The organism is Micromonospora sp. BRA006-A, from assembly GCF_033433935.1.
In the GTDB taxonomy this organism is placed as follows: Bacteria; Actinomycetota; Actinomycetes; order Mycobacteriales; family Micromonosporaceae; genus Micromonospora; species Micromonospora aurantiaca.
The window spans coordinates 5,788,060-5,811,184 of the sequence record NZ_JANCLW010000001.1; the positions used below are offsets into that span (position 1 = coordinate 5,788,060).

At 72.1% G+C, this 23,125-nt stretch carries 18 protein-coding genes; 10 read left to right on the top strand and 8 right to left on the bottom strand.

The genetic code is table 11. The features are described 5' to 3' along the window. Positions 1 to 9: 9 nt before the first annotated feature. The 3 genes from NMK34_RS26360 (at position 10) to valS (ending at position 6,478) form a co-directional block, all read left to right on the top strand. The gene (locus NMK34_RS26360; RefSeq protein WP_318335636.1) at positions 10 to 1,830 is read left to right on the top strand and encodes an ABC transporter ATP-binding protein; all 1,821 of its coding nucleotides are present in this window, start codon (positions 10 to 12) and stop codon (positions 1,828 to 1,830) included. After that, positions 1,827 to 3,749, top strand: a complete 1,923-nt coding sequence (locus tag NMK34_RS26365; protein WP_412098922.1) for an ABC transporter ATP-binding protein — start codon at positions 1,827 to 1,829, stop codon at positions 3,747 to 3,749. Before NMK34_RS26360 ends, NMK34_RS26365 begins: the two co-directional genes overlap by 4 nt. Before the next feature lie 164 nt (positions 3,750 to 3,913). Continuing rightward, a complete protein-coding gene (gene valS, locus NMK34_RS26370) occupies positions 3,914 to 6,478 on the top strand; it encodes a valine--tRNA ligase (RefSeq protein ID WP_318335637.1) in 2,565 nt (854 codons plus the stop codon). A 104-nt stretch (positions 6,479 to 6,582) separates the two neighbouring features. On the opposite strand, the gene NMK34_RS26375 is transcribed toward valS, so the two are convergent. The 5 genes from NMK34_RS26375 to NMK34_RS26395 form a co-directional block, all read right to left on the bottom strand. Beyond that, a complete protein-coding gene (locus NMK34_RS26375; RefSeq protein WP_318336431.1) occupies positions 6,583 to 7,017 on the bottom strand; it encodes a hypothetical protein in 435 nt (144 codons plus the stop codon). A gap of 149 nt (positions 7,018 to 7,166) precedes the next feature. Beyond that, a complete protein-coding gene (locus NMK34_RS26380) occupies positions 7,167 to 7,877 on the bottom strand; it encodes an ABC transporter permease subunit (protein ID WP_262015876.1) in 711 nt (236 codons plus the stop codon). Continuing rightward, positions 7,877 to 8,836: an ABC transporter ATP-binding protein gene (locus NMK34_RS26385; RefSeq protein ID WP_318335638.1), complete on the bottom strand. Its 960-nt coding sequence runs from the start codon at positions 8,834 to 8,836 to the stop codon at positions 7,877 to 7,879. Before NMK34_RS26385 ends, NMK34_RS26380 begins: the two co-directional genes overlap by 1 nt. Further along, entirely contained in the window at positions 8,833 to 9,711 is an 879-nt protein-coding gene (locus NMK34_RS26390; protein WP_318335639.1) for an ABC transporter permease, read from the bottom strand. Before NMK34_RS26390 ends, NMK34_RS26385 begins: the two co-directional genes overlap by 4 nt. Then, positions 9,704 to 10,618 (bottom strand): ABC transporter ATP-binding protein, encoded by a 915-nt coding sequence (locus NMK34_RS26395; RefSeq protein WP_091426126.1) that lies wholly within the window; start codon positions 10,616 to 10,618, stop codon positions 9,704 to 9,706. Before NMK34_RS26395 ends, NMK34_RS26390 begins: the two co-directional genes overlap by 8 nt. A gap of 448 nt (positions 10,619 to 11,066) precedes the next feature. Between NMK34_RS26395 and cysC the strand changes: the two genes are divergently transcribed. The 3 genes from cysC (at position 11,067) to galT (ending at position 14,630) form a co-directional block, all read left to right on the top strand. Further along, positions 11,067 to 12,596: an adenylyl-sulfate kinase gene (gene cysC, locus NMK34_RS26400; protein WP_318335640.1), complete on the top strand. Its 1,530-nt coding sequence runs from the start codon at positions 11,067 to 11,069 to the stop codon at positions 12,594 to 12,596. Positions 12,597 to 12,771: 175 nt separating this feature from the next. Beyond that, entirely contained in the window at positions 12,772 to 13,560 is a 789-nt protein-coding gene (locus NMK34_RS26405) for a DeoR/GlpR family DNA-binding transcription regulator (protein ID WP_318335641.1), read from the top strand. Continuing rightward, complete coding sequence (gene galT / locus NMK34_RS26410) at positions 13,557 to 14,630, top strand: galactose-1-phosphate uridylyltransferase (protein ID WP_318335642.1); 1,074 nt, start codon at positions 13,557 to 13,559, stop codon at positions 14,628 to 14,630. The genes NMK34_RS26405 and galT overlap by 4 nt, the downstream gene beginning before the upstream one ends. A 312-nt stretch (positions 14,631 to 14,942) precedes the next feature. On the opposite strand, the gene NMK34_RS26415 is transcribed toward galT, so the two are convergent. Beyond that, positions 14,943 to 16,160, bottom strand: coding sequence for an NADP-dependent isocitrate dehydrogenase (locus NMK34_RS26415; RefSeq protein WP_174535075.1), 1,218 nt, complete (start codon positions 16,158 to 16,160; stop codon positions 14,943 to 14,945). 139 nt (positions 16,161 to 16,299) lie between these two features. Here NMK34_RS26415 and NMK34_RS26420 point away from each other — a divergent pair, with 139 nt between their 5' ends. After that, positions 16,300 to 17,097 (top strand): MBL fold metallo-hydrolase, encoded by a 798-nt coding sequence (locus NMK34_RS26420; protein WP_318335643.1) that lies wholly within the window; start codon positions 16,300 to 16,302, stop codon positions 17,095 to 17,097. Positions 17,098 to 17,239: 142 nt separating this feature from the next. On the opposite strand, the gene mdh is transcribed toward NMK34_RS26420, so the two are convergent. Next, complete coding sequence (gene mdh / locus NMK34_RS26425; protein WP_013288499.1) at positions 17,240 to 18,190, bottom strand: malate dehydrogenase; 951 nt, start codon at positions 18,188 to 18,190, stop codon at positions 17,240 to 17,242. 98 nt (positions 18,191 to 18,288) lie between these two features. After that, on the bottom strand, positions 18,289 to 19,152 hold the full coding sequence (locus tag NMK34_RS26430; RefSeq protein ID WP_318335644.1) for a bifunctional methylenetetrahydrofolate dehydrogenase/methenyltetrahydrofolate cyclohydrolase: 864 nt from the start codon (positions 19,150 to 19,152) through the stop codon (positions 18,289 to 18,291). A gap of 391 nt (positions 19,153 to 19,543) precedes the next feature. Here NMK34_RS26430 and NMK34_RS26435 point away from each other — a divergent pair, with 391 nt between their 5' ends. From NMK34_RS26435 to NMK34_RS26445, 3 genes are all read left to right on the top strand, one after another. After that, entirely contained in the window at positions 19,544 to 21,142 is a 1,599-nt protein-coding gene (locus NMK34_RS26435; protein ID WP_318335645.1) for an ABC transporter substrate-binding protein, read from the top strand. 89 nt (positions 21,143 to 21,231) lie between these two features. After that, positions 21,232 to 22,170, top strand: a complete 939-nt coding sequence (locus NMK34_RS26440; protein WP_135241983.1) for an ABC transporter permease — start codon at positions 21,232 to 21,234, stop codon at positions 22,168 to 22,170. After that, complete coding sequence (locus tag NMK34_RS26445; protein ID WP_030269431.1) at positions 22,163 to 23,119, top strand: ABC transporter permease; 957 nt, start codon at positions 22,163 to 22,165, stop codon at positions 23,117 to 23,119. The genes NMK34_RS26440 and NMK34_RS26445 overlap by 8 nt, the downstream gene beginning before the upstream one ends. The last annotated feature ends 6 nt before the right edge of the window (positions 23,120 to 23,125 follow it).

Genomic DNA, 23,125 nt, shown 5'->3' on the forward strand with positions numbered 1-23,125 from the left:
CGTCGGGTAGTGCCCGCGTCCAGCGACGGCAACCCCGCGGCGCATACCGGCGCCCGGTCCCAGCCGCTGCGCAACCTCTGGCGGCTGCGGCCCTACCTGCGCCCGTACGCGATGGAGTTCGCCTGGCTGCTGATCGCGGCGCTCGCGGCGACCGCGGCGAGCCTCGCCGTTCCGCTGGTGGTGCAGCGGGTGGTGGACGGGCCGGTGGCCCGGCACGACGAGGCCGGGCTGCTCCGGCTCGGCGCGCTGGCGCTGCTGCTCGGTGTGGCCGAGGCGGTCCTCATCTTCATCCGCCGCTGGACGCAGTCGTCGTCCTCGGTCGGCATGGAGGCCGCCATCCGCGCCGACATCTACGCCCACCTGCAACGGCTTCCGGCCGGTTTCCACGACCGCTGGCAGTCCGGCCAGTTGCTGTCCCGGATCACCAGCGACCTGTCGGTGATCCGGCGGTTCCTCTCCTTCGGGCTGCTGTTCCTGGTGCTCAACCTGGTCACCTACGCGGCGGTGGTGGCGCTGCTGATCCGGCTGCACCAGTGGCTGGGGCTGCTGGTCGCGGCGAGCGCCGTACCGCTGTTCCTGATCAGCCGCCGCTTCGCCCGCCACTACCACGCGGCGTCGCGGCGGATGCAGGACCAGCAGGGCGACGTCGCCACGCTGGTCGAGGAGACCGCGCTGGGGTTGCGCACCATGCGGGCGTACGGGCGAGGGCCGGAGCTGGCTGCCCGGTTCGCCGTCGGCGCGCGCCGGCTGCACGACACCGGGATCGGCAAGGCCCGGCTGCTGGCCCGGACCTCCGCGCTGTTCGACCTGGTGCCCAACCTGACGCTCGGCGCGGTCCTGGTGGCCGGCGCCGCGGCGGTCGCCGACGGCGCGCTGTCCATCGGTGAGCTGGTCGCGTTCGTGAGCCTCCAGCTCATGCTGATCTGGCCGGTGCAGTCACTGGGCTGGATCATCGCCAACGGCCAGGAGGCAGCGACCGCCGCCGACCGGATCCAGGAGGTGCTGGACACACCGCCGACCATCGTGGACGCTCCGCACGCCGGGTCGCTCGACCGGGGTGAGGTACGCGGCCGGCTCAGCTTCGAGGGGGTGGGCTTCAGCTACCCCGGCACGTCCGGCCCGGTGCTGCGCGACCTGGATCTGGCGGTCGAGCCGGGCGAGACGATGGCGCTGGTCGGTGCCACCGGGTGCGGCAAGAGCACGCTGCTGTCGCTCGTCCCCCGGCTGCACGAGGTGACCGGCGGCCGGATCACGATCGACGGGTACGACGTACGTGACCTGCGGCTGGACTCGTTGCGCCGGCTGGTCGCCGTGGCGTTCGAGGAGCCGACGCTGTTCTCCATGTCGATCTGGGAGAACCTCACGCTGGGCCGGCCGGACGCGAGCGAGGACGAGGTCCGCGCCGCGCTGACGCTGGCCCAGGCGGACTTCGCGTACGAGCTGCCGTGGGGGCTCGCCACCCGGGTCGGTGAGCAGGGGCTGTCGCTGTCCGGCGGGCAGCGGCAGCGCCTCGCGCTGGCGCGTGCGGTGCTCGGCCGGCCCGCGGTGCTGGTGCTCGACGACCCGCTCTCCGCGCTCGACGTGCACACCGAGGCGCTCGTCGAGGCGGCCCTGCGCCGGGTGCTGCGGGACACCGCGACCACGACCCTGCTGGTGGCGCACCGCCCGTCGACGGTGGCGCTGGCGGACCGGGTGGCCCTGCTCGACGACGGCCGGATCGTCGCCGTCGGTACTCACTCGGAGCTGCTGGCCCGGGTGCCCGCCTACCGGGCGGTGTTGTCCGCCGAGCCGGAGCGCCGGAGCGACGGCGTCGGCCTGGTGCGCTCGTGACCGGCCGCGCGCCGCGGGTACCCAGGCCCCGCGACGCGCGCAGCGGTGCCGGGGCGACCGGCGCGCGCCACGGCGACGGTGACGACCTGTCCCGCTGGCGGGGGCGGGCCACCGACCCGGACGCCGACCGCAGCCGGGCCGAGGACTCGTCCCCGGAGGCGGTGACCCGGCTGCGCGCCCGCAGCCGGCTGCTGCTGCGCCGGCTGCTGCGCCCGCACCGGCGGGCGCTCGGGCTGGCGGTGGCGCTGCTGCTGGCGCAGAACGCCGCCGCGATGTCCGGGCCGTACCTGGTCATGCTCGGCATCGACAGGGGCATCGGGCCGCTGCGGGCCGGTGATCCCGGCCCCCTGGTCGCTGTCGCCGCCGCGTTCGTGGTCGCCACTGCTGTCGAGTACGCGGCCCGGCGCGCGTTCCTCACCCTCGCCGCCCGGATCGGCCAGGCCGTCCTGCTGGACCTGCGCCGCCGGGTGTACGGACACTTCCTGCGCCTCGACGTCGGGTTCCACGAGCGCTACACGTCCGGACGGATGGTGTCCCGGCTGACCAGCGACCTGGAGTCGATCGCCGAGCTGGTCGACGGCGGCATCGACAAACTGGTGATGGCCGGGCTCTCCGTGCTGTCGGTGGCGGGCATCCTGCTCTGGCTGGATCTGCCACTGGCGGCGGTGACGCTGCTCGCCTTCCCGTTCCTGTTCCTGCTGTCGCGCTGGTTCGCCCGCGCGTCGGCCGGGGCGTACCGGCGCACCCGGGAGGCGGTGGCGCTGGTCATCGTGCACTTCGTCGAGTCGCTGCGCGGCATCCGGGCCGTGCAGGCGTACCGGCGGGAGGACCGCAACGACCGCATCTTCGGCGCGGTGAACGACGACTACCGGCGCTCCAGCCTGAGCGCGTTCCGGCTGATCGCGATCTACTCGCCGGGCATCCGGCTGATCGGCAACCTGACCGCGGCGGTGGTGCTCGGCTACGGCGGCTGGCGGGTGCTGGGCGGCGGCGTGGAGGTGGGCGTGCTCGCCGCGTTCCTGCTCTACCTGCGCCGGTTCTTCGAGCCGATGGAGGAGCTGAGCCAGTTCTACAATTCGCTCCAGTCGGCGACCGCAGCGCTGGAGAAGCTGGCCGGGGTGCTGGACGAGCGCCCGGCGGTGGCCGAGCCGGCGCAGCCGGTGCCGCTGCCGGCCGGTCCGCCGCGCGGGGCGGTGACCTTTCGTGCCGTCGACTTCGGCTACCGCCGCCGGACTCCGATCCTGTCCGGCCTCGACCTGACCGTGCCGCCGGGGCAGACAGTGGCGCTGATCGGGCCGACCGGTGCCGGGAAGTCCACTGTCGCGAAGCTCGTCGCCCGATTCCACGACCCGGACGCGGGCACGGTCCGGCTGGACGGGGTGGACCTGCGCGACCTGGCAGACGCCGAGCTGCGCCGGGCTGTGGTGCTGGTGACCCAGGAGACGCACCTGTTCAGCGGTTCCGTGGCCGACAACATCAGGTTCGGCCGTCCCGACGCCGACGACGAGGCGGTGGTGGCGGCGGCGCGGGCGATCGGCGCGCACGACTTCATCGCCGCGCTGCCCGACGGGTACGCCACCGACGTGCACCGGCGCGGCGGGCGGCTGTCCGCCGGGCAGCGGCAACTCGTCGCGTTCGCCCGGGCGTTCCTCGCCGATCCCCGGGTACTGATCCTCGACGAGGCGACCTCGTCGCTCGACGTGCCGACCGAACGGCTGGTGCAGCGGGCCCTGCACAACGTGCTGCGCGACCGCACCGCCCTGGTGATCGCCCATCGGCTGTCCACGGTGGAGACGGCGGATCGGGTGCTGGTGCTCGACGACGGCCGGATCGTGGAGGACGGCCCGCCGGCCGAGCTGATCGCCGCCGACGGCCGCTACGCCGCCCTGCACCGCCAGTGGCGCGACTCCCTCCTCTAGCCCTCTCCCCTCCGACCTCCCTCCGACCTCGTTGATCTTGCACTTGCGGCCCGAGGGATGCCGGGAATGCGGCTTGTGCCGGGGCGGTAAGTGCAAGATCGACGAGGACGCGCAGGGTGGGGAAAGTCGTGGAGTGCGGCCGGGTGGCTGCCTACCATCGGCTGATGACCGACACGACGAGGAGCGCCCGCGGCGGCGTCCCCGAGCGTCCGAGCCTGGACGGCCTCGAGGAGACCTGGGCCCGCCGCTGGCAGTCCGACGGCACGTACGCGTTCGACCGCACGAAGGAGCGGTCGGACGTATACGCGATCGACACTCCCCCGCCGACCGTGTCGGGCGAACTGCACATGGGGCACGTCTTCTCGTACACGCACACCGACACGGTGGCCCGGTTCCAGCGCATGCGCGGGCGGACCGTCTTCTACCCGATGGGCTGGGACGACAACGGGCTGCCCACCGAACGCCGGGTGCAGAACGTGTACGGCGTGCGACCCGATCCGTCGCTGCCGTACGACGGGGACTGGCACCCGCCGTCGGCACCTGTGGACGACGCGGCCCGGAAGAACCCGACGGCGATCTCCCGGCGCAACTTCATCGAGCTGTGCGAACTGCTCACGGTCGAGGACGAGAAGGCGTTCGAGGCGCTCTGGCGGCGGCTCGGGCTGTCGGTGGACTGGTCGCTGACGTACACCACCATCGGGTCGGCGGCCCGCGCGGCGAGCCAGCGCGCGTTCCTGCGCAACCTGGCGCGGGGCGAGGCGTACCAGGCCGAGGCGCCGACGCTGTGGGACGTCGGGTACGGCACCGCCGTCGCACAGGCCGAGCTGGAGGACCGGGAGCGGCCCGGCGCGTACCACCGGCTGCGGTTCACCGGCCCGGACGGCCGCGAGGTGCTCATCGACACCACCCGGCCGGAGCTGCTGCCGGCCTGCGTGGCGCTCGTCTGCCACCCCGACGACGAGCGGTACGCGGACCTGGTCGGCGCCGCTGCGCGTACCCCGGTGTTCGGGGTCGAGGTGCCGGTGCGCGCGCACCCGCTGGCGGACCCGGCCAAGGGCACGGGCATCGCGATGGTCTGCACGTTCGGTGACCTCACCGACGTGACCTGGTGGCGTGAGCTGCGGCTGGACACCCGCGTGGTGATCGGCCGGGACGGACGCCTGCTGCCGGAGCCGCCGGCCGGCGTGCCGGCGGAGCCCTACGCGGCGCTGGCCGGGCAGACGGTGAACGGCGCCCGGCGGACGCTCGTGGAGCTGCTCGCGGACGCGGGTGACCTGGTCGGCGAGCCGCGACCGATCACCCATCCGGTGAAGTTCTACGAGCGCGGCGACCGGCCGCTGGAGATCGTCTCGACCCGGCAGTGGTATCTGCGCAACGGCGGCCGCGACACCGGCCTGCGCGAGGAGCTGCTGGCCCGGGGGCGGGAGCTGCGCTGGGTGCCGGAGCACATGCGGCACCGGTACGAGCACTGGGTGGGTGGTCTCACCGGTGACTGGCTGGTCAGCCGGCAGCGGTTCTTCGGCGTGCCGGTGCCGGTGTGGTACCGGCTCGACGACACTGGCGAGCCGGACTGGTCCCACCCTCTCACACCGGACGAGGCGATGCTCCCGATCGATCCGACGAGCGAGCCGCCGCCCGGATACGAGGAGTCGCAGCGCGGCGTGCCCGGCGGTTTCACCGGCGACCCGGACGTGCTGGACACCTGGGCCACCTCGTCGCTGACCCCGCAGATCGTCGGCGGCTGGGAGACCGACCCGGACCTGTTCACCAGGGTCTTCCCGATGGACCTGCGCCCGCAGGGGCACGACATCATCCGCACCTGGCTGTTCGCCACGGTGGCCCGGTCCCACCTGGAGCACGGCGCGCTGCCGTGGCACACCGCCGTGCTCTCCGGCTGGATCCTCGACCCGGACCGCAAGAAGATGTCGAAGTCCAAGGGCAACGTGGTCACCCCGATGGCGCTGCTGGAGCGCAACGGGTCCGACGCGGTCCGCTACTGGGCCGCGAACGGCAAGCCGGGCATGGACCTCGCCTTCGACCCGGCCCAGGTCAAGGTGGGCCGCCGGCTGGCCACCAAGCTGCTGAACGCGTCGCGGTTCGCGCTCGGGCTGGGCGCCGCCGACGCGCTGCGGGCCGCGGCGACCCAACCGCTCGACACCGCGATGCTCGCCGAACTGTCCGGCGTGGTCGCGACCGCGACCACCGCCTTCGACGGGTACGACCACACGGCCGCCCTGATGGCCACCGAGGCGTTCTTCTGGCGGTTCTGCGACGACTACATCGAGTTGGTGAAGGAGCGCGCCTACGGCACCGGGCCGGCCGCCGACTCGGCCCGGGCGGCGCTGGCGACCGCGTTGTCGGTGCAGTTGCGTCTGTTCGCGCCGGTGCTGCCGTTCGTCACCGAGGAGGTCTGGTCGTGGTGGCGGTACGGCTCGGTGCACCGCTCACCGTGGCCGACCACGTACGAGGTGGGCCGCGCCATGGAGGCGCCGGGTGACCCGGAGCTGCTGCGGCTGGCCGCTGATGCGCTGGGTCAGGTGCGCCGCGCCAAGTCTGAACGGAAGCTGTCGATGAAGGCGGACGTGCCGCTGGCCGAGGCGCTCGGACCGGCGGCGGTGCTCGACCGGCTCGGCACCGTCGCCGACGACCTGCGCGCGGCGGGCCGGATCGCGAAGCTGGACCTGCTACCGGACCGCACCACCGAACTGGTCATCGCCTGCGCGTTCTGACCACCGATGTAAGGAAGGGCCCCTTCTTAACGCCTGGCGTTGTAGAAGGGGCCCTTCTTAACACCTCGAAGGGCCAGCCGGGCCGGCCCTTCGAGGTACGTGCCTCACTCGGCCGCGCAGGCCGCCTTGAGCTTGTCCCGGGCGGCGGTGAGATCCGCCTTGCTCGGTGCCTTACCCGGCGCCTTGGCCCAGGTGTCGGCGAGGTCGGTCATCTCGGTGGCGACCCCCTTCACCGCGGCGTTCACCTCGTCGCTGCTGGTGAAGGCGTGCGTGTAGAGCGTGGCCGCGCCCGCCGAGTACTGGGCGCTGACCGCCGAGTGGCCGGCCGGCGGTCCGATCTTCTCCGCGTCGGCCACCTCCTTCAGGGCTGCCGTGATGTCCTTCTCCGCCGTCGCGCAGGTCTTCCGGGTGGCGTCGTCGAGGCCCGCCGGGGCCGGGGTCACCGGCGGCACGGAGGTGGCGGCGGGGACGGAGGGCGCCGCCGGCCCGGCCGAGGGCTTGTCGTCGCCGTCGCAGCCGGACATGACGATCAGCGCCACCGCGGCCGGGGCCAGCAGGGCGAGTCGAGCTGAACGCAATGTGTCTCCCCGTGTCGGTGTTCGTAGCCGCCGCAAACTAGCAGACCGGACACGGCGGGGCGGAACCCGTTTTCCGGCGTCCACGTCGGAAAACGGGTTCCGCCCCGGGTTCAGCTCGTCTCGCCGGCCACGCTGAACGAGCGCAGGCGGTCGATCGCCAGCACGGTGAACCCGACCGCCACCAGCCCGGTGAGCACCGCCGCGACCGGCACCGAGACGGTGGTGCCGAGCAGCGGCGTCGGCGCCATCCGGTCGGCCAGGGCGATCACCCACTGCTGGATCGACAGCACCCGGGTGCCGCCGACGAACCGGCCCAGCAGCCCCTCCCAGATCAGCACGTAGACCAGGCCGAGCAGCACCGGCCGCCGGGTCACCAGGCTCAGCGCCAGGAACAGCGCCGAGTACGCCAGCGCGCCCGCCGCCGAGGCGGCGACCAGAGCGAGTCCGAGGCGTACCGAATCGGCGAGCACGCCCGCGACGTAGATCGGGACGCCGACGGTGACCGCTGTGACGCCGGCCGCGACCGCCAGCTTCGGCAGCACGATCTGCCAGCGCGGCAGCGGCTTGGTGAGGATGTGCACGACGGTGCCGTCGTCGATCTCCGCGCCGAGTACGCCGGTGCCCACGATCAGCGCCACCACCGGCAGCACCACCGCGAGGCCGAGGCCGACGAGCACCGGCGGCCCCCACTGGCCCGGGTCGACGCCGAGCGACCGGCAGAGCACCGCCAGGCCGATCAGGACCAGCGGCAACGGCAGCAGCATGAGGAACCGGCTCCGGCCGAACAGGCCACGCGCGGTGATCCAGGTGACTGTCGACATCATGCCTCCACCAGATACGAGAAGACGCTCTCCAGCGACTCGTCCTCCGGCAGGAGCTGCCGGACCCGGATGCCGTGCCGGAGCGCGATCCGGGGCAGTGCCCGGGTGAACGCGCCGTAGTCGCCGGCCTTGACGGTCAGGCCGGTGCGGTCCAGTTCGACGCCGGAGACCGACGCCTCGGCCATCAGCGCCACCGCCAGCGCCCGGTCGTCGGTGGAGCGGACCGCGAACACGTGCGGCCGGTTGGTCATCAGGCGGCGGATGGTCCGGTAGTCGCCGGAGGCGGCGAGCCGGCCGGCCACCATCACCTGGACCGTGCCGGAGACCTGTTCGACCTCCTCCAGGATGTGCGAGCTGAACAGGATGGTCCGCCCCGCGTCGCCGAGCCGGTGCAGCAGCGCCATCATGTGCAGCCGCTGGCGCGGGTCCATCCCGTTGAACGGCTCGTCGAGCAGCAGCACCTGCGGGTCGTGCACGAGCGCGGCGGCGACCCGGGTGCGCTGCCGCATTCCCTTGGAGTAGGTGCCGATCCGCCGGGTCTGCGCGTCCTCCATCTCGACCAGCTCGATCGCCCGCTTCGTGGCGGCCTCCGGGTCGGGCAGCCGGTGCAGCCTGGCGCTGGCGAGCACGAACTCGTACGCGCTGAGGAACGTGTGCACCGCCTCGCGCTCGCTGACCAGGCCGAGCCGCCGGTAGACGGCGGGGTTGCGCCAGGTCGGCTCCCCGTCCAGCGTCACCGTGCCGCGCGACGGGGACAGGAAGCCCGCCATCATGTGCAGCAGCGTGGTCTTGCCGGCGCCGTTGGGGCCGAGCAGGCCGGTGACACCGGGACCGAGCCGCATGGTGACGTCGTTGACCGCCACCACGTTGCCGTACCAGCGGGAGACGCCGGCCAGGTCGAGCGTGCTCGTCGCGGCGGCGGGCGCGCCGGCCGTCGACTGGGTGCTGATCGCCGTCATCGGGCGGCCACCTTCCGGTATCGCAGGAGCAGCAGGCTGACGCAGGCGGCGACCAGCAGCACGGCCACCACGGCGTAGACCGGCCCGAAGTCGCCGATCGGCATGCCGCCCCGTCCCTGGGTCAGCCGGTCGCCGAGCGCCCAGTTGCCCACGCCCCCGACGAGCGTCGGCGGGGAGGCCACGAAGGCCAGCTCGTTGATCGTCTGCGAGGGCAGGATGGACAGCACGCCGACCACCGGCGTGGTCATCAGGAAGACCGCAACGATGCCGCCGGCGGCGAACGCGCGCTTGCCGGTGAGCGAGGCGACGAGCAGGGCGATCGAGGCGAACACCACCGCCCACAGCCCGGCGTAGAGCAGCCCGGGCAGCAGGTCGAGCAGTTCGTCCCACACCCCGCCGATACCCCGCTTCGTGGTGAACGCGGCGCCGAGGAACATCACCAGCTGCGGGCCGCCGAGCAGCAGCCAGAGCGCGGTGACCAGCGCCAGCAGCTTGGACAGGGCGTAGTCGCCGCGCGGCAGCGGCCGGGAGAAGTACAGCGGCAGCACGCCGCTGCGCAGGTCGCGGGAGACCAGCTCGGGCGCGGCCACCGCGGCGAAGAAGATGACCAGCCAGCTCATCGCGTCGGCGAACTGGGCGTACGTCATCACCACCTCGCCGATCTGGCTCCGCACCGCGGTGACCCCGGCGGCCACCACTGTGACCACGGAGACGACCAGCCACGGGAAGATCTTGGCCTTGGCGCTGCGGCCCAGCCCGAAGACGGTACGCACGCCGTGCAGGAAGAGCGCGCCGAAGACCTGACGGCGGCCGAGCCGCGGGCCGGTGTAGCGCTGGTAGCCGATGTCGTGGATGACCCCGGTCGCGTCAGACATGGCTGGGCTCCCTCGCGGCGAAGAGTTCGGCCACCCGGTGCCGCCGCTGGTCCAGCCGGTGCAGCGGCAGGTCCAGCTCGGCGACCGCGCCGAGGATCTGGTCGTAGGTGGCGTCGTCGGCGAGCGGGACGAGCAGCAGCCGCCCGTCGCGGGTCACCGGCAGGTCGAGCGCGGCGAGCCGGGCGGCCAGTTCCTCGGTGCCCTCGCTCACCTCGACGGCGAGCACGTCGGTGGCGGTGGTCATGGCGGACACCCGGTCGGCGCGCAGCAGCCGGCCGCCGTCGATGGCGACGAGCGTGTCGCAGATCCGCTCCACCTCGCCGAGCAGGTGCGAGCAGACCACCACCGAGATGCCGAACTCGGTGCCGATCCGGTGGATCAGCGCGAGCATGGCGTCCCGGCCGGCCGGGTCGAGGCCGTTCGTCGGCTCGTCGAGCAACAGCAGATCGGGATCGTGTACGAGCGCCTGGGCGAGCTTGACCCGCTGCTTCATGCCGGTGGAGTAGCCGCCGACGGCCCGGTGCCGCTCCTCGTGCAGACCGACGTGGCGCAGCGCCTCGGAGGCCCGCTCGCGGGCGACGGTGCGCGGCAGCCCGCTGATCCGGCCCAGGTGGGTGACCAGTTCGGCGGCGGACAGGTCGGGCGGGAGGGCGTCGTGCTCGGGCATGTAGCCGACCCGGGCGCGGACCGCGGCGGGATCGGTGGTGGGGTCGAGGCCGAGCACCTGTACCCGGCCGCTGGTCGGCGGGAGCAGACCCAGCAGGATCTTGATCAGAGTGGATTTGCCGGCGCCGTTCGCGCCCACCAGCCCGATGATCCCCGGCTCGACCGACACGGTGAGGTCGGCCAACGCGGTGACCCGGCCTCCGTACGTCTTGGTCAGCGACTCGGTCGCGAGCAGTGTCACGCCGTTCAGCGTAGAACTCCGGTGCCTCGCCGGAGCCTCTCCTGACCCCTGCGATCCCCTGATCCTCGGCCGCCGCAGCCCCTAGGTGGCCGCCGGTCCCGGGGCGGTGGGAGCGGACGACGGGTCCAGGGGCGGACGCTGACCGTCACCGTCGACGGCCACTCGCGCAGCCGTGACGAGCCGCTGCGCCGGGTGGAGGACTCGCGCCGCCTCCCGTCCCGGATCCGTCGCGCGTCCGTCGGGTACGGGACCGGTTGCTCGGCCGGTCGGCGCGCTCCGGCAGCCGTTCGCACGATCGACCGGCGGCGGCCCGCCGGTAAGGATTCGGTGACCCCGGTTCGTCCTCGGCGCGGTCGCCGGACACGCGATCACCGGGAGGCGGGTGGCGCTCTCGACCGATCGCCGGTGGGCTGCGAAACTGTGTGCCGGCCGGCGAGTTGGGGGTTCGATGAGCAACGGGTGGCTGCTGCCCGAGGACGTTCTGCGGGATGCGCCGTCGTACGCGCCCAGATCCGCTGAGCTGGCCGATCTCCAGTTGTTGCTGAGTGGGGCGTACGCACCGCTCACCGGTTTCATGAGCCGGGCCGACCTGGCCTCGCTGAACCGGCGCGGCCGGCTGGCCGACGGCACGCCGTGGCCGGTGCCGGTGACGCTCCAGGTGCCGGCGGCGCTCGCCGACGGCCTGGACCCGGCCGACCCGGCCCGCCGGGCGGTGGTGCTCACCGACGGTGAGGGCGCACCGGTGGCGGCGATGGACGTGACCGACGTCTGGCCGGGCCGTGAGGGCATGGTGGGTGTCGGTGGCGCGGTACGCCGCCTGGGCGACGGCGGCCACGGGCCGTTCCAGCGGCTGCGGCGCGGCCCCGACGAGGTACGCGGACTGCTGCCGCCGGGCCGGGTGCTCGGCGTGTTCGCCGACCGTCCGCTGCACCGGCCGCAGCTGGCGCAGATCGCGCACGCGGCCCGTACGCTCGGCGCGCACCTGCTGGTGATGATCCCGATCGGCGAGGAGTCGATCGCCGGACTGCCGGCCGAGGCGCTGGTGCGCAGCGTGTTCGCCGCGCGCGACCGGATGCCCCCGGCGACGCTGGTGGCGGTGCCGCTGGCCCGGCGGCGCGACGAGATCAGCGACGCGCTGCTGCGGGCGCGGGTCGCCGCCGCGTACGGGGTGACCCACCTGCTGTCCACCGAGGGCATGCTCTCCGGCGCCGGCCTGCGCGTGCTGGTGCCGCGCGAGCTGGCCTACGACAACCGGGACGGGCAGTGGCGCTGGCGTGAGGACATCCCGCCGCGCAACCGGCGGCTGGCGCTGAGCACGCGGGAGATCGACGACCTGCTGGACCGGGGTTTCCCGCTGCCCGAGTGGCACACGCCGCCGGCGGTGGCGAAGGAACTGACCCGGGCGCGCCCGCCGCGGCGGCACCGGGGTCTGGTGATCTTCCTGACCGGCCTGTCCGGCTCGGGCAAGTCGACCATCGCCCGCGGGCTGGCCGACGTGCTCCGCGAGCAGGGCGACCGCACGATCACGCTGCTCGACGGCGACGTGGTGCGGCGGGAACTCTCCGCCGGGCTGGGGTTCAGCAAGGCCGACCGGGATCTCAACGTACGCCGGATCGGCTGGGTGGCCGCGGAGATCGCCCGGCACCGGGGCGTCGGCATCTGCTGCCCGATCGCGCCGTACGCGGCGGCCCGCGCCACCGCCCGGGAGATGGCCGAGACGGCCGGGGCGGGTTTCCTGCTGGTCCACGTGGCGACGCCGCTGGCGGTCTGCGAGCAGCGCGACCGCAAGGGCCTGTACGCCCGCGCCCGGGCCGGCCTGATCACCGGGATGACCGGCATCGACGACCCGTACGAGGAGCCCACCGACGCCGACCTGGTGGTGGACACCTCGGATCTGAGCGTCGAGGAGGCCATCGGGAAGGTGATGGAGCACCTGACCGAGACCGGCTGGGTGGAGCCCCGCCTCCAGCCCGCCTGACCCCCGACCGCCGGACGCGTCCGGCCTGTGCCCACCTCGACCGCCGTCGTCCGGCCTTCCGGACGGCGGCGGTCTCGCATCGCCCGTCGCTGCGCGGTAGTGTTCGTCTTTGTTGGAACACGTTCGACCGCGTGGAGTGCCCGCGCGGTCGGTGAGGCGCGGAGGTGAGCCGGGGATGCTGGCGCGGCAGCGGCAGACGGCGATCCTGGAACGACTGCGCCGCGCCGGCGGCGTCCGGGTCACCGAGTTGGCGGCCGAGTTCGGCGTCTCCGACATGACCATCCGGCGCGACCTGGACACGCTGCACGAGCAGGGACTGCTCGCCAAGGTGCACGGTGGCGCGACGCCGGCCGGTCCCGGCTCGACCGACGAGCCCGGCTTCCACGCCAAGTCCGTCCGCCAGTCCGCCGAGAAGGCCGCCATCGCCGAGTACGCCGCGGGACTGGTCCGGCCCGGCGCCGCCATCGCGCTCTCCGCCGGCACCACCACCGCCGAGCTGGCCCGGCGGCTGGTCGACGTGCCCGGCCTCACCGTGGTCACCAACTCGCTGCCGGTGGCGGAGGCCCTGTACGTCGGCGGGCGGCCGGACCAGACCGTGGTGCTCACCGGCGGCGTCCGCACACCGTCGGACGCGCTCGTCGGCCCGCTCGCCGTGGCCGCGATCGCCGCGCTGCACCTGGACCTGCTCTTCCTGGGCGTACACGGGATCAGCGAACGGGCCGGTTTCACCACCCCCAATCTGATGGAGGCGGACACGAACCGGGCGCTCGTAGCCGCGGCGGACCGGCTCGTGGTGCTCGCCGACCACACCAAGTGGGGCACCGTCGGCATCTCGTCGATCGTGCCGCTGGAGGCGGCGGACGTGCTGGTCACCGACGACCGGTTGGCACCCGAGGCCCGACGGGTACTCGACGACAGGGTGGGTGAGCTGGTGACGGTGCCCACGACGAGGGGGGCGGAGTGAAGCGCACGCAGATCGCGCTGGCCGACGGCCGCGAGCTGATCTACTTCGACGAGCGGGACGACGCGGTCCGCGACCAGCCGGACCGGCGGGATCTGCCCCCTCCCCCGCCCGCCTCGCAACTGCGGTACGACCCGCTGACCGACGAGTGGGTGGCGGTGGCGGTGCACCGGCAGACCCGCACGTTCCTGCCCCCGGCCGACCAGTGCCCGCTCTGCCCGTCCCGGGGCGAGCGGCACAGCGAGATCCCGGCGCCCGACTACGACGTGGTGGTCTTCGAGAACCGGTTCCCGTCGCTGAGCCAGCGGGTGGCCGACGAGCCGGCCGAGATCACGCCGTTCACCCCGGTACGCCCCGGGCGCGGCAGGTGCGAGGTGGTCTGCTTCACCGACGACCACAACGCCTCGTTCGCCCGGCTCTCCCCGCGGCGGGTCCGGACGGTGCTCGACGCGCTCGCCGACCGCACCACGGCGCTGAGCGCGCTGCCCGGCGTGGAGCAGGTCTTCCCGTTCGAGAACCGGGGCGTGGAGATCGGGGTGACGCTGCACCACCCGCACGGGCAGATCTACGCGTACCCGTTCGTCACGCCGCGCACCCGCACCATGCTGGCCGCCGCCCGCCGGTACGCCGACCGCACCGGGGGCAACCTCTACGCCGACGTGCTGGCCACCGAACGCGCCTCCGGGGACCGGGTGGTGACGAGCAACGAGCACTGGACCGCGTACGTCCCGGCGGCGGCGCGCTGGCCGTTCGAGGTGCACGTGGCGCCACACCGGCCGGTGCCGGACATCCCGGCGCTCGACGACGCCGAGCGGGACGCCTTCGGGCCGCTCTACCTGGATCTGCTGCGCCGCTTCGACGGGCTGTTCGACCTGCCGATGCCGTACATCGCGGCGTGGCACCAGGCGCCGGTACGGATCGACAGGGAGCTGGGCCACCTGCACCTTCAGCTGTTCAGCATCCGGCGGGCCAAGGACAAGCTGAAGTACCTGGCCGGGTCGGAGTCCGGCATGGGCGTGTTCATCAACGACATCGCCCCCGAGAGAGCCGCCGAGCTGCTCCGCACCGCGTGAAAGGAAGGGCCCCTTATTAACGCCTGCGGTAGAGGAAGGGCCCCTTCTTAACAGCCGCGACCGGAGCATGGGGCGCGGGGGGCCCGGGACAGGACCCCCCGCAGGGAAGGGACGGCTGGCTGCGCTCAGCAGCCTCGAAGGTCAGCCGGCCGGCGCGCGGCCACGGCCCACCTTCATGGACGCGACTGGCATCTCGTCCACCCTGTCAACGAGGGCGCACCGAACGAGGTCACGCCGTCCCGGCGGGTCTGAGGTGTTAAAAAGGGCCCCTTCTACAACGCGAGGCGTTAAGAAGGGGCCCTTCCTTGCACGTCAGGCGGCGAGCTTGCGCGCCAGGTTCTCGTCGAGCGCGTTCATGAACTCGTCGGTGGTCAGCCACGGGGCGTCCCGCGAGATGAGCAGCGCGAGGTCCTTGGTCATCTGGCCACCCTCGACGGTGTCCACGATGACCTTCTCCAGCGTGTTCGCGAACTCGGTGACCGCCGGCGTGCCGTCCAGCTTGCCCCGGTGGGCCAGGCCCCGGGTCCAGGCGTAGATCGAGGCGATCGGGTTGGTCGAGGTCTTCTCGCCCTTCTGGTACTGCCGGTAGTGCCGGGTGACGGTGCCGTGGGCGGCCTCGGCCTCGACGGTGCGGCCGTCCGGGGAGAGCAGCACCGAGGTCATCAGGCCGAGCGAGCCGAAGCCCTGCGCGACGGTGTCGGACTGCACGTCACCGTCGTAGTTCTTGCAGGCCCAGACGTACCCGCCCTCCCACTTGAGCGCGGCGGCGACCATGTCGTCGATCAGCCGGTGCTCGTAGGTGAGGCCGGCGGCCTCGAACTCGGCCTTGAACTCGTTCTCGAACACCTCGGCGAAGATGTCCTTGAACCGGCCGTCGTACGCCTTGAGGATGGTGTTCTTGGTGGACATGTAGACCGGGTAGTTGCGGTCCAGGCCGTACCGGAACGAGGCGCGGGCGAAGTCCCGGATCGACTCGTCGTAGTTGTACATGCCCATGGCGATGCCGCCGCCGGGGAAGTTGGCGACCTCCATCTCCATCGGGGTGCCGCCGTCGGCCGGGGTGTAGGTGATGGTCACCGTGCCCGGGCCGGGGACGACGAAGTCGGTGGCCTTGTACTGGTCGCCGTGCGCGTGCCGGCCGATGATGATCGGCTTGGTCCAGCCCGGGACGAGCCGCGGCACGTTCGACATGATGATCGGCTCGCGGAAGACCACGCCGCCGAGGATGTTGCGGATGGTGCCGTTCGGCGACCGCCACATCTTCTTCAGGCCGAACTCCTCCACCCGGGCCTCGTCCGGGGTGATGGTGGCGCACTTGACGCCGACGCCGTGCTCCTTGATGGCGTTGGCGGCGTCGACCGTGACCTGGTCGTCGGTGGCGTCACGGTGCTGGATCGACAGGTCGTAGTAGTGCAGGTCGACGTCGAGGTAGGGCAGGATCAGCTGCTCCCGGATCTGCTTCCAGATGATCCGGGTCATCTCGTCGCCGTCGATCTCCACGACCGGGTTGTTTACCTTGATCTTCGCCATCGGCCGGCGCTCCTCTCGGGGGACACGTGCTCAAGCAGTACGAGCGTACTGGAAACTGGCCGGCAGTCCCCAGGCGGCCCGGGTGGGCCGCCGGAAAAGCGGGCTGCGCCGCGCCTCGGGCCGCTGGCATCATCGTCCGATGCCGCGCAGCCGCACCATCGGGTCTATCATGGTCACCGCGCTCTCCGACGGCGAGGGGCCCTTCTTCCAGCCCCGCGGCGAGGCGTTTCCCGGTGCCACCCAGGCGCACTGGGCGGCTGCCGACCGGCTCGATCCGGGTGCCGTCACCGACGACGGCAGGTGGTGGCTGCGGTTCCGCGCGTTCGCGGTGCGGGCCGGCGACGGGCCGGTCACGCTTGTCGACGCCGGTATCGGCCCGGCCGACTCGCTCGCCGCGAGCTGGGCGCCGGTGCCGGGCCGGCTGCCGGCCGAGCTGGCCGCCGCCGGGATCGACCCGGCCGACGTCCGCACCGTGGTCCTCACCCATCTGCACACCGATCACGTGGGCTGGGCCGGCGCGCTGTTCCCGAACGCGGACCACCTGATCCAGCGCGCCGAGGTGGACGCGCTGGAGCTGTTCCACCCGGAACTGCCGGCCCGGCTGCTGACGCCGCTGCGCGCCGCCGGCCGGCTGCGGGTGGTCGACGGCGACACGCCCCTCACCCCGGGGGTACGGCTGCTGCACACGCCCGGCCACACGCCGGGTCACCAGTCGGTGCTCATCGAGGCGGATGACGAGCGCCTCCTGATCACCGGCGACCTGCTGGTGCACGCGATCCAGTTGGTCGACCCGGAGCTGGCATACGCCCACGAGGTGGACCCGGACGAAGCCCGCCACTCCCGCACGACCCTGCTGGCAACCCTCTCCCCCGCCGTCCTGGCCACTCCCCACCTGACCGCTCCCTTCACCCCCCACCCCGGACCGGGTCGATCATGAGGTTGGCGGCGGAATTGGAGATCGAATACGCCGTCAACCTCATGATCGACGGGGAGAGCGGGGGGAGCGGGGGGAACCGTGGCGGGACGGCAGAAGGCCCGCCGGCGGAGCCGGCGGGCCTTTCGACGCTGTGGGACGGGCGTCACATGCTGGCGACGTCGCCCTGCTTGGCGCGGACGGCCTCGGCGGCCTCCTTCAGCGCGGCCAGCTCGTCGGCGTCCAGGTCGGTCTCGACGACCCGCTTCACGCCCTCGGCGCCGATCTCGGCCTCGACGCCCAGGTAGACGCCGGAGATGCCGTACTCGCCGTCGACCCAGGCGCAGACCGGCATGACGGCGCCGGAGTCCTCGGCGACGGCCTTCGCCATCCGGGCCGCGGCGGCGGACGGGGCGTAGTACGCCGAACCGGTCTTGAGCAGCGCGACGACCTCGGCGCCACCGTTGCGGGTCTTGACGACCAGCTCCTCGATCTGCTCGGCCGGCATGACGTCACGCAGCGGCTTGCCGTTCACGGTGCTCTTCGACGGCACCGGGACCATCGTGTCGCCGTGCGAGCCGAGCGTCAGGGTCCGTACCGACTTCACCGGTACGCTCAGCGCCTCGGCGACGAAGTTGGTGAAGCGGGCGGTGTCCAGCATGCCGGCCTGGCCGAGCACCCGGTTCTTCGGGAACTGGGTGGCGAGCTGGGCCAGCGCGGTCATCTCGTCGAGCGGGTTGGACACCACGATGACGACGGCGTTCGGAGCGTACTTGGCGACGTTCTCGGCGACCTGCCGGACGATCTTGGCGTTGGTCTCCAGCAGGTCCATCCGGCTCATGCCCGGCTTGCGCGGCAGGCCGGCGGTGATGACGACGACGTCCGAGCCCTCGATGGCCTCGTAGCCCTCGCCGTTCGGGCCGGTGGTGACGCCCACGACCTTGGTCTCGAAGCCCTCGACCGCGCGGGACTGGTTGAGGTCGAGCGCGAGACCCGCCGGCTTGCCCTCCACGATGTCGGTGATCACGACGGTGTCGAAGACGTCGTACTCGGCCAGGCGCTGTGCGGTGGTCGAGCCGTAGAAGCCGGCGCCGACGACAGTGACCTTCTTACCCATGGTCGTCCCACTCCCTGATACCAGTCGGTTTTCCGGACCGTATCAGCCATCCTGGCACCGATCGGGTCAGGGGCGGACGGTTATGACCTGGGTGGGTGTCAGGCGGTCCGCTCGGCCCGTTCGACCACGTTCGTCAGCAGCATCGCCCGGGTCATCGGACCGACGCCGCCGGGCATCGGCACCAGCTTCCCGGCGACCTCGGCGACTTCCGGGTCCACGTCGCCGGTGTAGCGGCCCTTGCCGTCCTCGCCGATGACCCGCGTGATCCCGACGTCCACCACCGTCGCGCCCGGGTTGATCATGTCGGCGGTGAGCAGCCCGGGCACACCGGCGGCGACGATCACGACGTCGGCGGCGCGGGTGTGCGCGGCCAGGTCGAGCGTGCCGGTGTGGCAGAGCGTCACGGTGGCGTTCTCGCTGCGCCGGGTCAGCAGCAGGCCCAGCGGGCGGCCGACCGTGTTGCCCCGGCCGACGACGGCCACGTTCGCGCCGCGCAGCGGCACGTCGTGCCGGCGCAGCAACTCCACGATGCCGCGCGGGGTGCAGGGCAGCGGCGCGTCGTACCCGAGGACGAGCCGGCCCAGGTTGACCGGGTGCAGCCCGTCGGCGTCCTTGTCCGGGTCGATCGACTCCAGCGCGCGCTGGGTGTCGAGGTGCCCGGGGAGCGGGAGCTGGACGATGTAGCCGTGGCAGGCCGGGTCGGCGTTCAGCTCGGCCAGCGCCGCGTCGAGCTGCTCCTGGGTGGCGTCCGCGGGCAGCGTGACCCGCAGCGAGGCGATGCCGACCTCGGCGCAGTCGCGGTGCTTGCCGTTGACGTACGCCTGGGAGCCGGGATCCTCCCCCACCAGCACGGTGCCGAGGCCGGGGGTGATGCCGCGTTCCGCGAGCGCCTTGACCCGGGCCCGTAGCTCGTCCTTGATCTCCGCCGCGGTGGCCTTGCCGTCCAGGATCGTCGCCGTCACGTCGTGATCGTCTCACGCCCGCGGGCGGGCCCGGACGACGACGGTCGACGATCACGCTCCGCAACGTGCCTTAACTCACGGAGAGTGACCAGTCACCGTGACACGGAGGCCCTGACGCGCCCGGATGGGCAGGGACCGGACAGGCGGGCCGGACGTCGCGGACGCACTCGACCGGGCCTCGAACGGACCACCAGGGGCGAATAAAAGGCCAGGTTGGGGCGGGGTTTAGCACGCGCGGACAGCAGCGGCAAGGCTCGCCGAACACGATCCGTCATCAGTTGACCGCGCATCGGTTGTCGACGGGCCGGATCGCGACCTACCGTTACCGCTCGTTGCGCAGTGTCACCCAACGTCGGGACGACCGCGCAGCGTGAGGAGATGAGGAGACTCCATGCGTGTTCGTAGGCTCGCGGCCTGGGCCGCGCTCCCGCTCGCGGTGACGCTGGGCCTGACGGCCTGCGGCTCGGGCGGTGGCGGCGGCGGTGCCGGCGACTCCGACGCGGCCGTGCGGATCGAGATCGCCGAGCCGCAGCACCTCGTGCCGACAAACACCAACGAGACGAGCGGCTCCCAGGTCCTGTCGGCCCTGTTCAGCCCGCTCGTCGACTACGACGAGGCGAACAAGCCGCACGAGGTGGCAGCCGACTCGGTCACGACGTCCGACAACAAGGTCTGGACGATCAAGCTGAAGCCCGGCTACACGTTCCACAACGGCGAGAAGGTCACCGCCGACAACTACATCGACGCCTGGAACTACGGTGCGTACGCGCCGAACGGCCAGAACTCCAGCTACTTCTTCGAGAAGGTGGCCGGCTACGACGACCTCCAGGGCGAGAACCCGAAGGCGACGACGCTCAGCGGCCTGAAGAAGGTCGACGACCTGACCTTCACCGTGACGCTCAGCCAGCCGTACGTGGACTTCAAGTCGATGCTCGGCTACACCGCCTTCTACCCGCTGCCCAAGGCGGCCTTCTCCGCCCCGGGCGTGCTCGCCGAGGGCTACGAGCAGGCGCCGATCGGCCAGGGCCCGTTCAAGATGAAGGGCAGCTGGCAGCACGACGCCAAGGTCGAGGTGGAGCGCTACGACGCGTTCCCGGGCCAGCAGCCCAAGGTCGGCGGCGTCGAGTTCCGCATCTACCAGCAGCCGACCGCGGCGTACGCGGACGTGCTGTCGGACAACCTCGACGTGATCAAGACGATCCCGACCGAGAACCTGTCGACCGCCGCGACCGACCTGGGCGACCGCTTCCAGCAGAGCCCGGCCTCGTCGCTGCAGGTGCTGGCCTTCCCGACGTTCCAGGAGGAGTTCAGCAAGCCCGAGGTGCGCAAGGCCATCTCGATGGCGATCGACCGGGACGAGATCACCAAGTCGATCTTCAAGGACTCGCAGCAGCCGGCCCGCTCGTTCGTCTCGCCGGTGGTCGCCGGTTACCGGGAGAACACCATCGGCACGGCGGGCGCGTTCGACCCGGTCAAGGCCAAGGCCATGTACGAGGCCGCGGGCGGCCCGAAGAAGATCGAGCTGTCCTACAACGGCGACGGCGGCCACAAGGACTGGATCGACGCCACCTGCAACCAGCTCAAGGCCAACCTGGGCGTGGAGTGCGTGGGCACCGCCGAGCCGAAGTTCGCGGACCTGCTGACCAAGCTCAAGCAGAAGCAGCCGGTCGGCCTGTTCCGGATGGGCTGGGTCATGGACTACCCGTCCATGGAGAACTACCTCGGCCCGCTGTACAGCACCACCGGCTCGTCGAACTACTACGGCTACAGCAACCCGGAGTTCGACAAGCTGCTCGCCGAGGGCGCCCGCGCGGCGACCGAGGACGAGGCGATCAAGAAGTACCAGGCGGCGGAGGACCTGCTCGCGCAGGACATGCCGGTGATCCCGCTGCGGTACGGGCAGAACAACTTCGGCCACTCGACCAAGGTCAAGAACGTCCACGTGGACCTCTTCGACCGGGTGGACCTGCTGAAGATCGAACGCGCCTGACACCCCGCTGACGGGCCGGGCCACCCCCACCGGGTGGCCCGGCCCTCGCATTGGCACGCATTTAGCTCGGTTTCGGCAGACTTGCCAGCATGCTCCGCTTCATCCTGCGGCGACTGCTCCAGATGGTCCTCGCCTTCTTCGGGACCACGCTGATCGTCTACGCGCTGATGTTCGCCGGGCAGGGCGACCCGATCCAGGCCCTCGCCGGGGAGCGGCCGGTGACCGCCGCGCAGCGGGCCTACCTGACCGAGAAGTACCACCTGGACGCGACGGGTGTCGGCGGCTTCTTCTACCGCTACTTCGACTACCTGGGCGGCCTGGTCCAGGGTGACCTCGGGCAGTCGCTGACCGGGCGGCAGATCAGCGACATCCTCGCCGCCGCCTGGCCGGTCACCGTGAAGCTCGCCGTGATCGCGATGGCCGTGACGGTGATCTTCGGGGTCACCGCCGGCGTGATCGCGGCGATCCGCCGCTCCGGCGTGTTCGACCACGCCACGCTCGTGCTCACGCTGCTGGTGCTCGGCATCCCCACCATCGTGCTGGCCCCGCTGGCGCAGTACTTCCTCGGCGTACGCTGGCCGATCTTCCCGCCCACCGCCGGAGCGCAGCCCTCCTTCTACGCGCTGCTGCTCCCCGGCATCGTGCTCGGCTCGTTGTCGCTGGCCACCGCGCTGCGGCTGACCCGTACCTCGGTGACCGAGAACCTGCGCGCCGACTACGTCCGCACCGCCCGCTCCAAGGGCCTGCGGCGACGCCGCATCGTCGGCGTGCACGTGCTGCGCAACTCGCTCATCCCGGTGGTCACCTTCCTCGGCGTCGAGCTGGGCAACCTGATGGGCGGCGCGATCATCACCGAGGGCGTGTTCAACGTCCCGGGCGTCGGCTTCAACCTGTTCCGCGGCATCCGCACCGAGGACGGCCCGCTCGTCGTCGGCATCGTCAGCGTGCTCGTCGTGGTCTACCTGCTGTCCAACCTGGTGGTGGACGTGCTCTACGCCGTACTCGACCCGAGGATCCGCTATGAGTGACTTCGAGACGGTGGCGGCGACCGAGAACCAGGCCGCGCGGCGCGGCGTGTCAGGCGAACCGGGCACGCCCGGGCGGGCCGGGCGGCCGGACCGGGCCCGCAGCCTGGCCGGGGACGCGTGGCGGGATCTGCGCCGCAATCCGGTCTTCTGGATCAGCCTGCTCCTGGTGGTGCTGGTCGCCGCGATGGCCGTGGCGCCGGGACTGTTCGCCGCCAACGACCCGCGCGACTGCGTGCTGTCGCGGCAGCACGCCGGGCCGTCCGGCGGGGCCATCTTCGGGTACGACTTCCAGGGCTGCGACACGTTCGCCCGCGCGGTCTACGGCGCCCGTGCCTCGCTGCTCGTGGGCGCGTTCTCCGCGCTGATCACCGGTGTGATCGCGCTCGTCGTCGGCATGCTCGCCGGCTACTTCGGCGGGTGGGTCGACGCGGTGCTGTCCCGGGTGATCGACATCGTGCTCGGCATCCCGCTGCTGCTCGCCGCGATCGTGCTGCTCAAGCGGGTGAGCACGAGCGGCGAGACGGTACGCCTGTTCGCGGTGATCCTCGTCCTGGCGCTACTCGGGTGGACCACCGCGGCCCGGGTGGTCCGCTCCTCGGTGATCACCGCCCGGGAGCAGGACTACGTGGCGGCCGCCCGGATGCTCGGGGCCGGCAACGGCCGGATCATGTGGCGGCACATCCTGCCGAACGCGCTCGCCCCGGCCATCGTGGTGCTCACCATCGCGCTCGGGTCGTTCATCGCGGCCGAGGCGACGCTGAGCTTCCTCGGCATCGGCCTGAAGGCGCCGACCATCTCCTGGGGCATCGACATCGACGCCGGTCGCGTGCACATGCGGGAGTCGGCGACGCCGCTGATCGTGCCGTCGACGTTCCTCGCCCTGACCGTGCTCGCCTTCATCATGCTCGGCGACGCGATCCGCGACGCCTTCGACCCGAAGCTGCGGTGACAACCC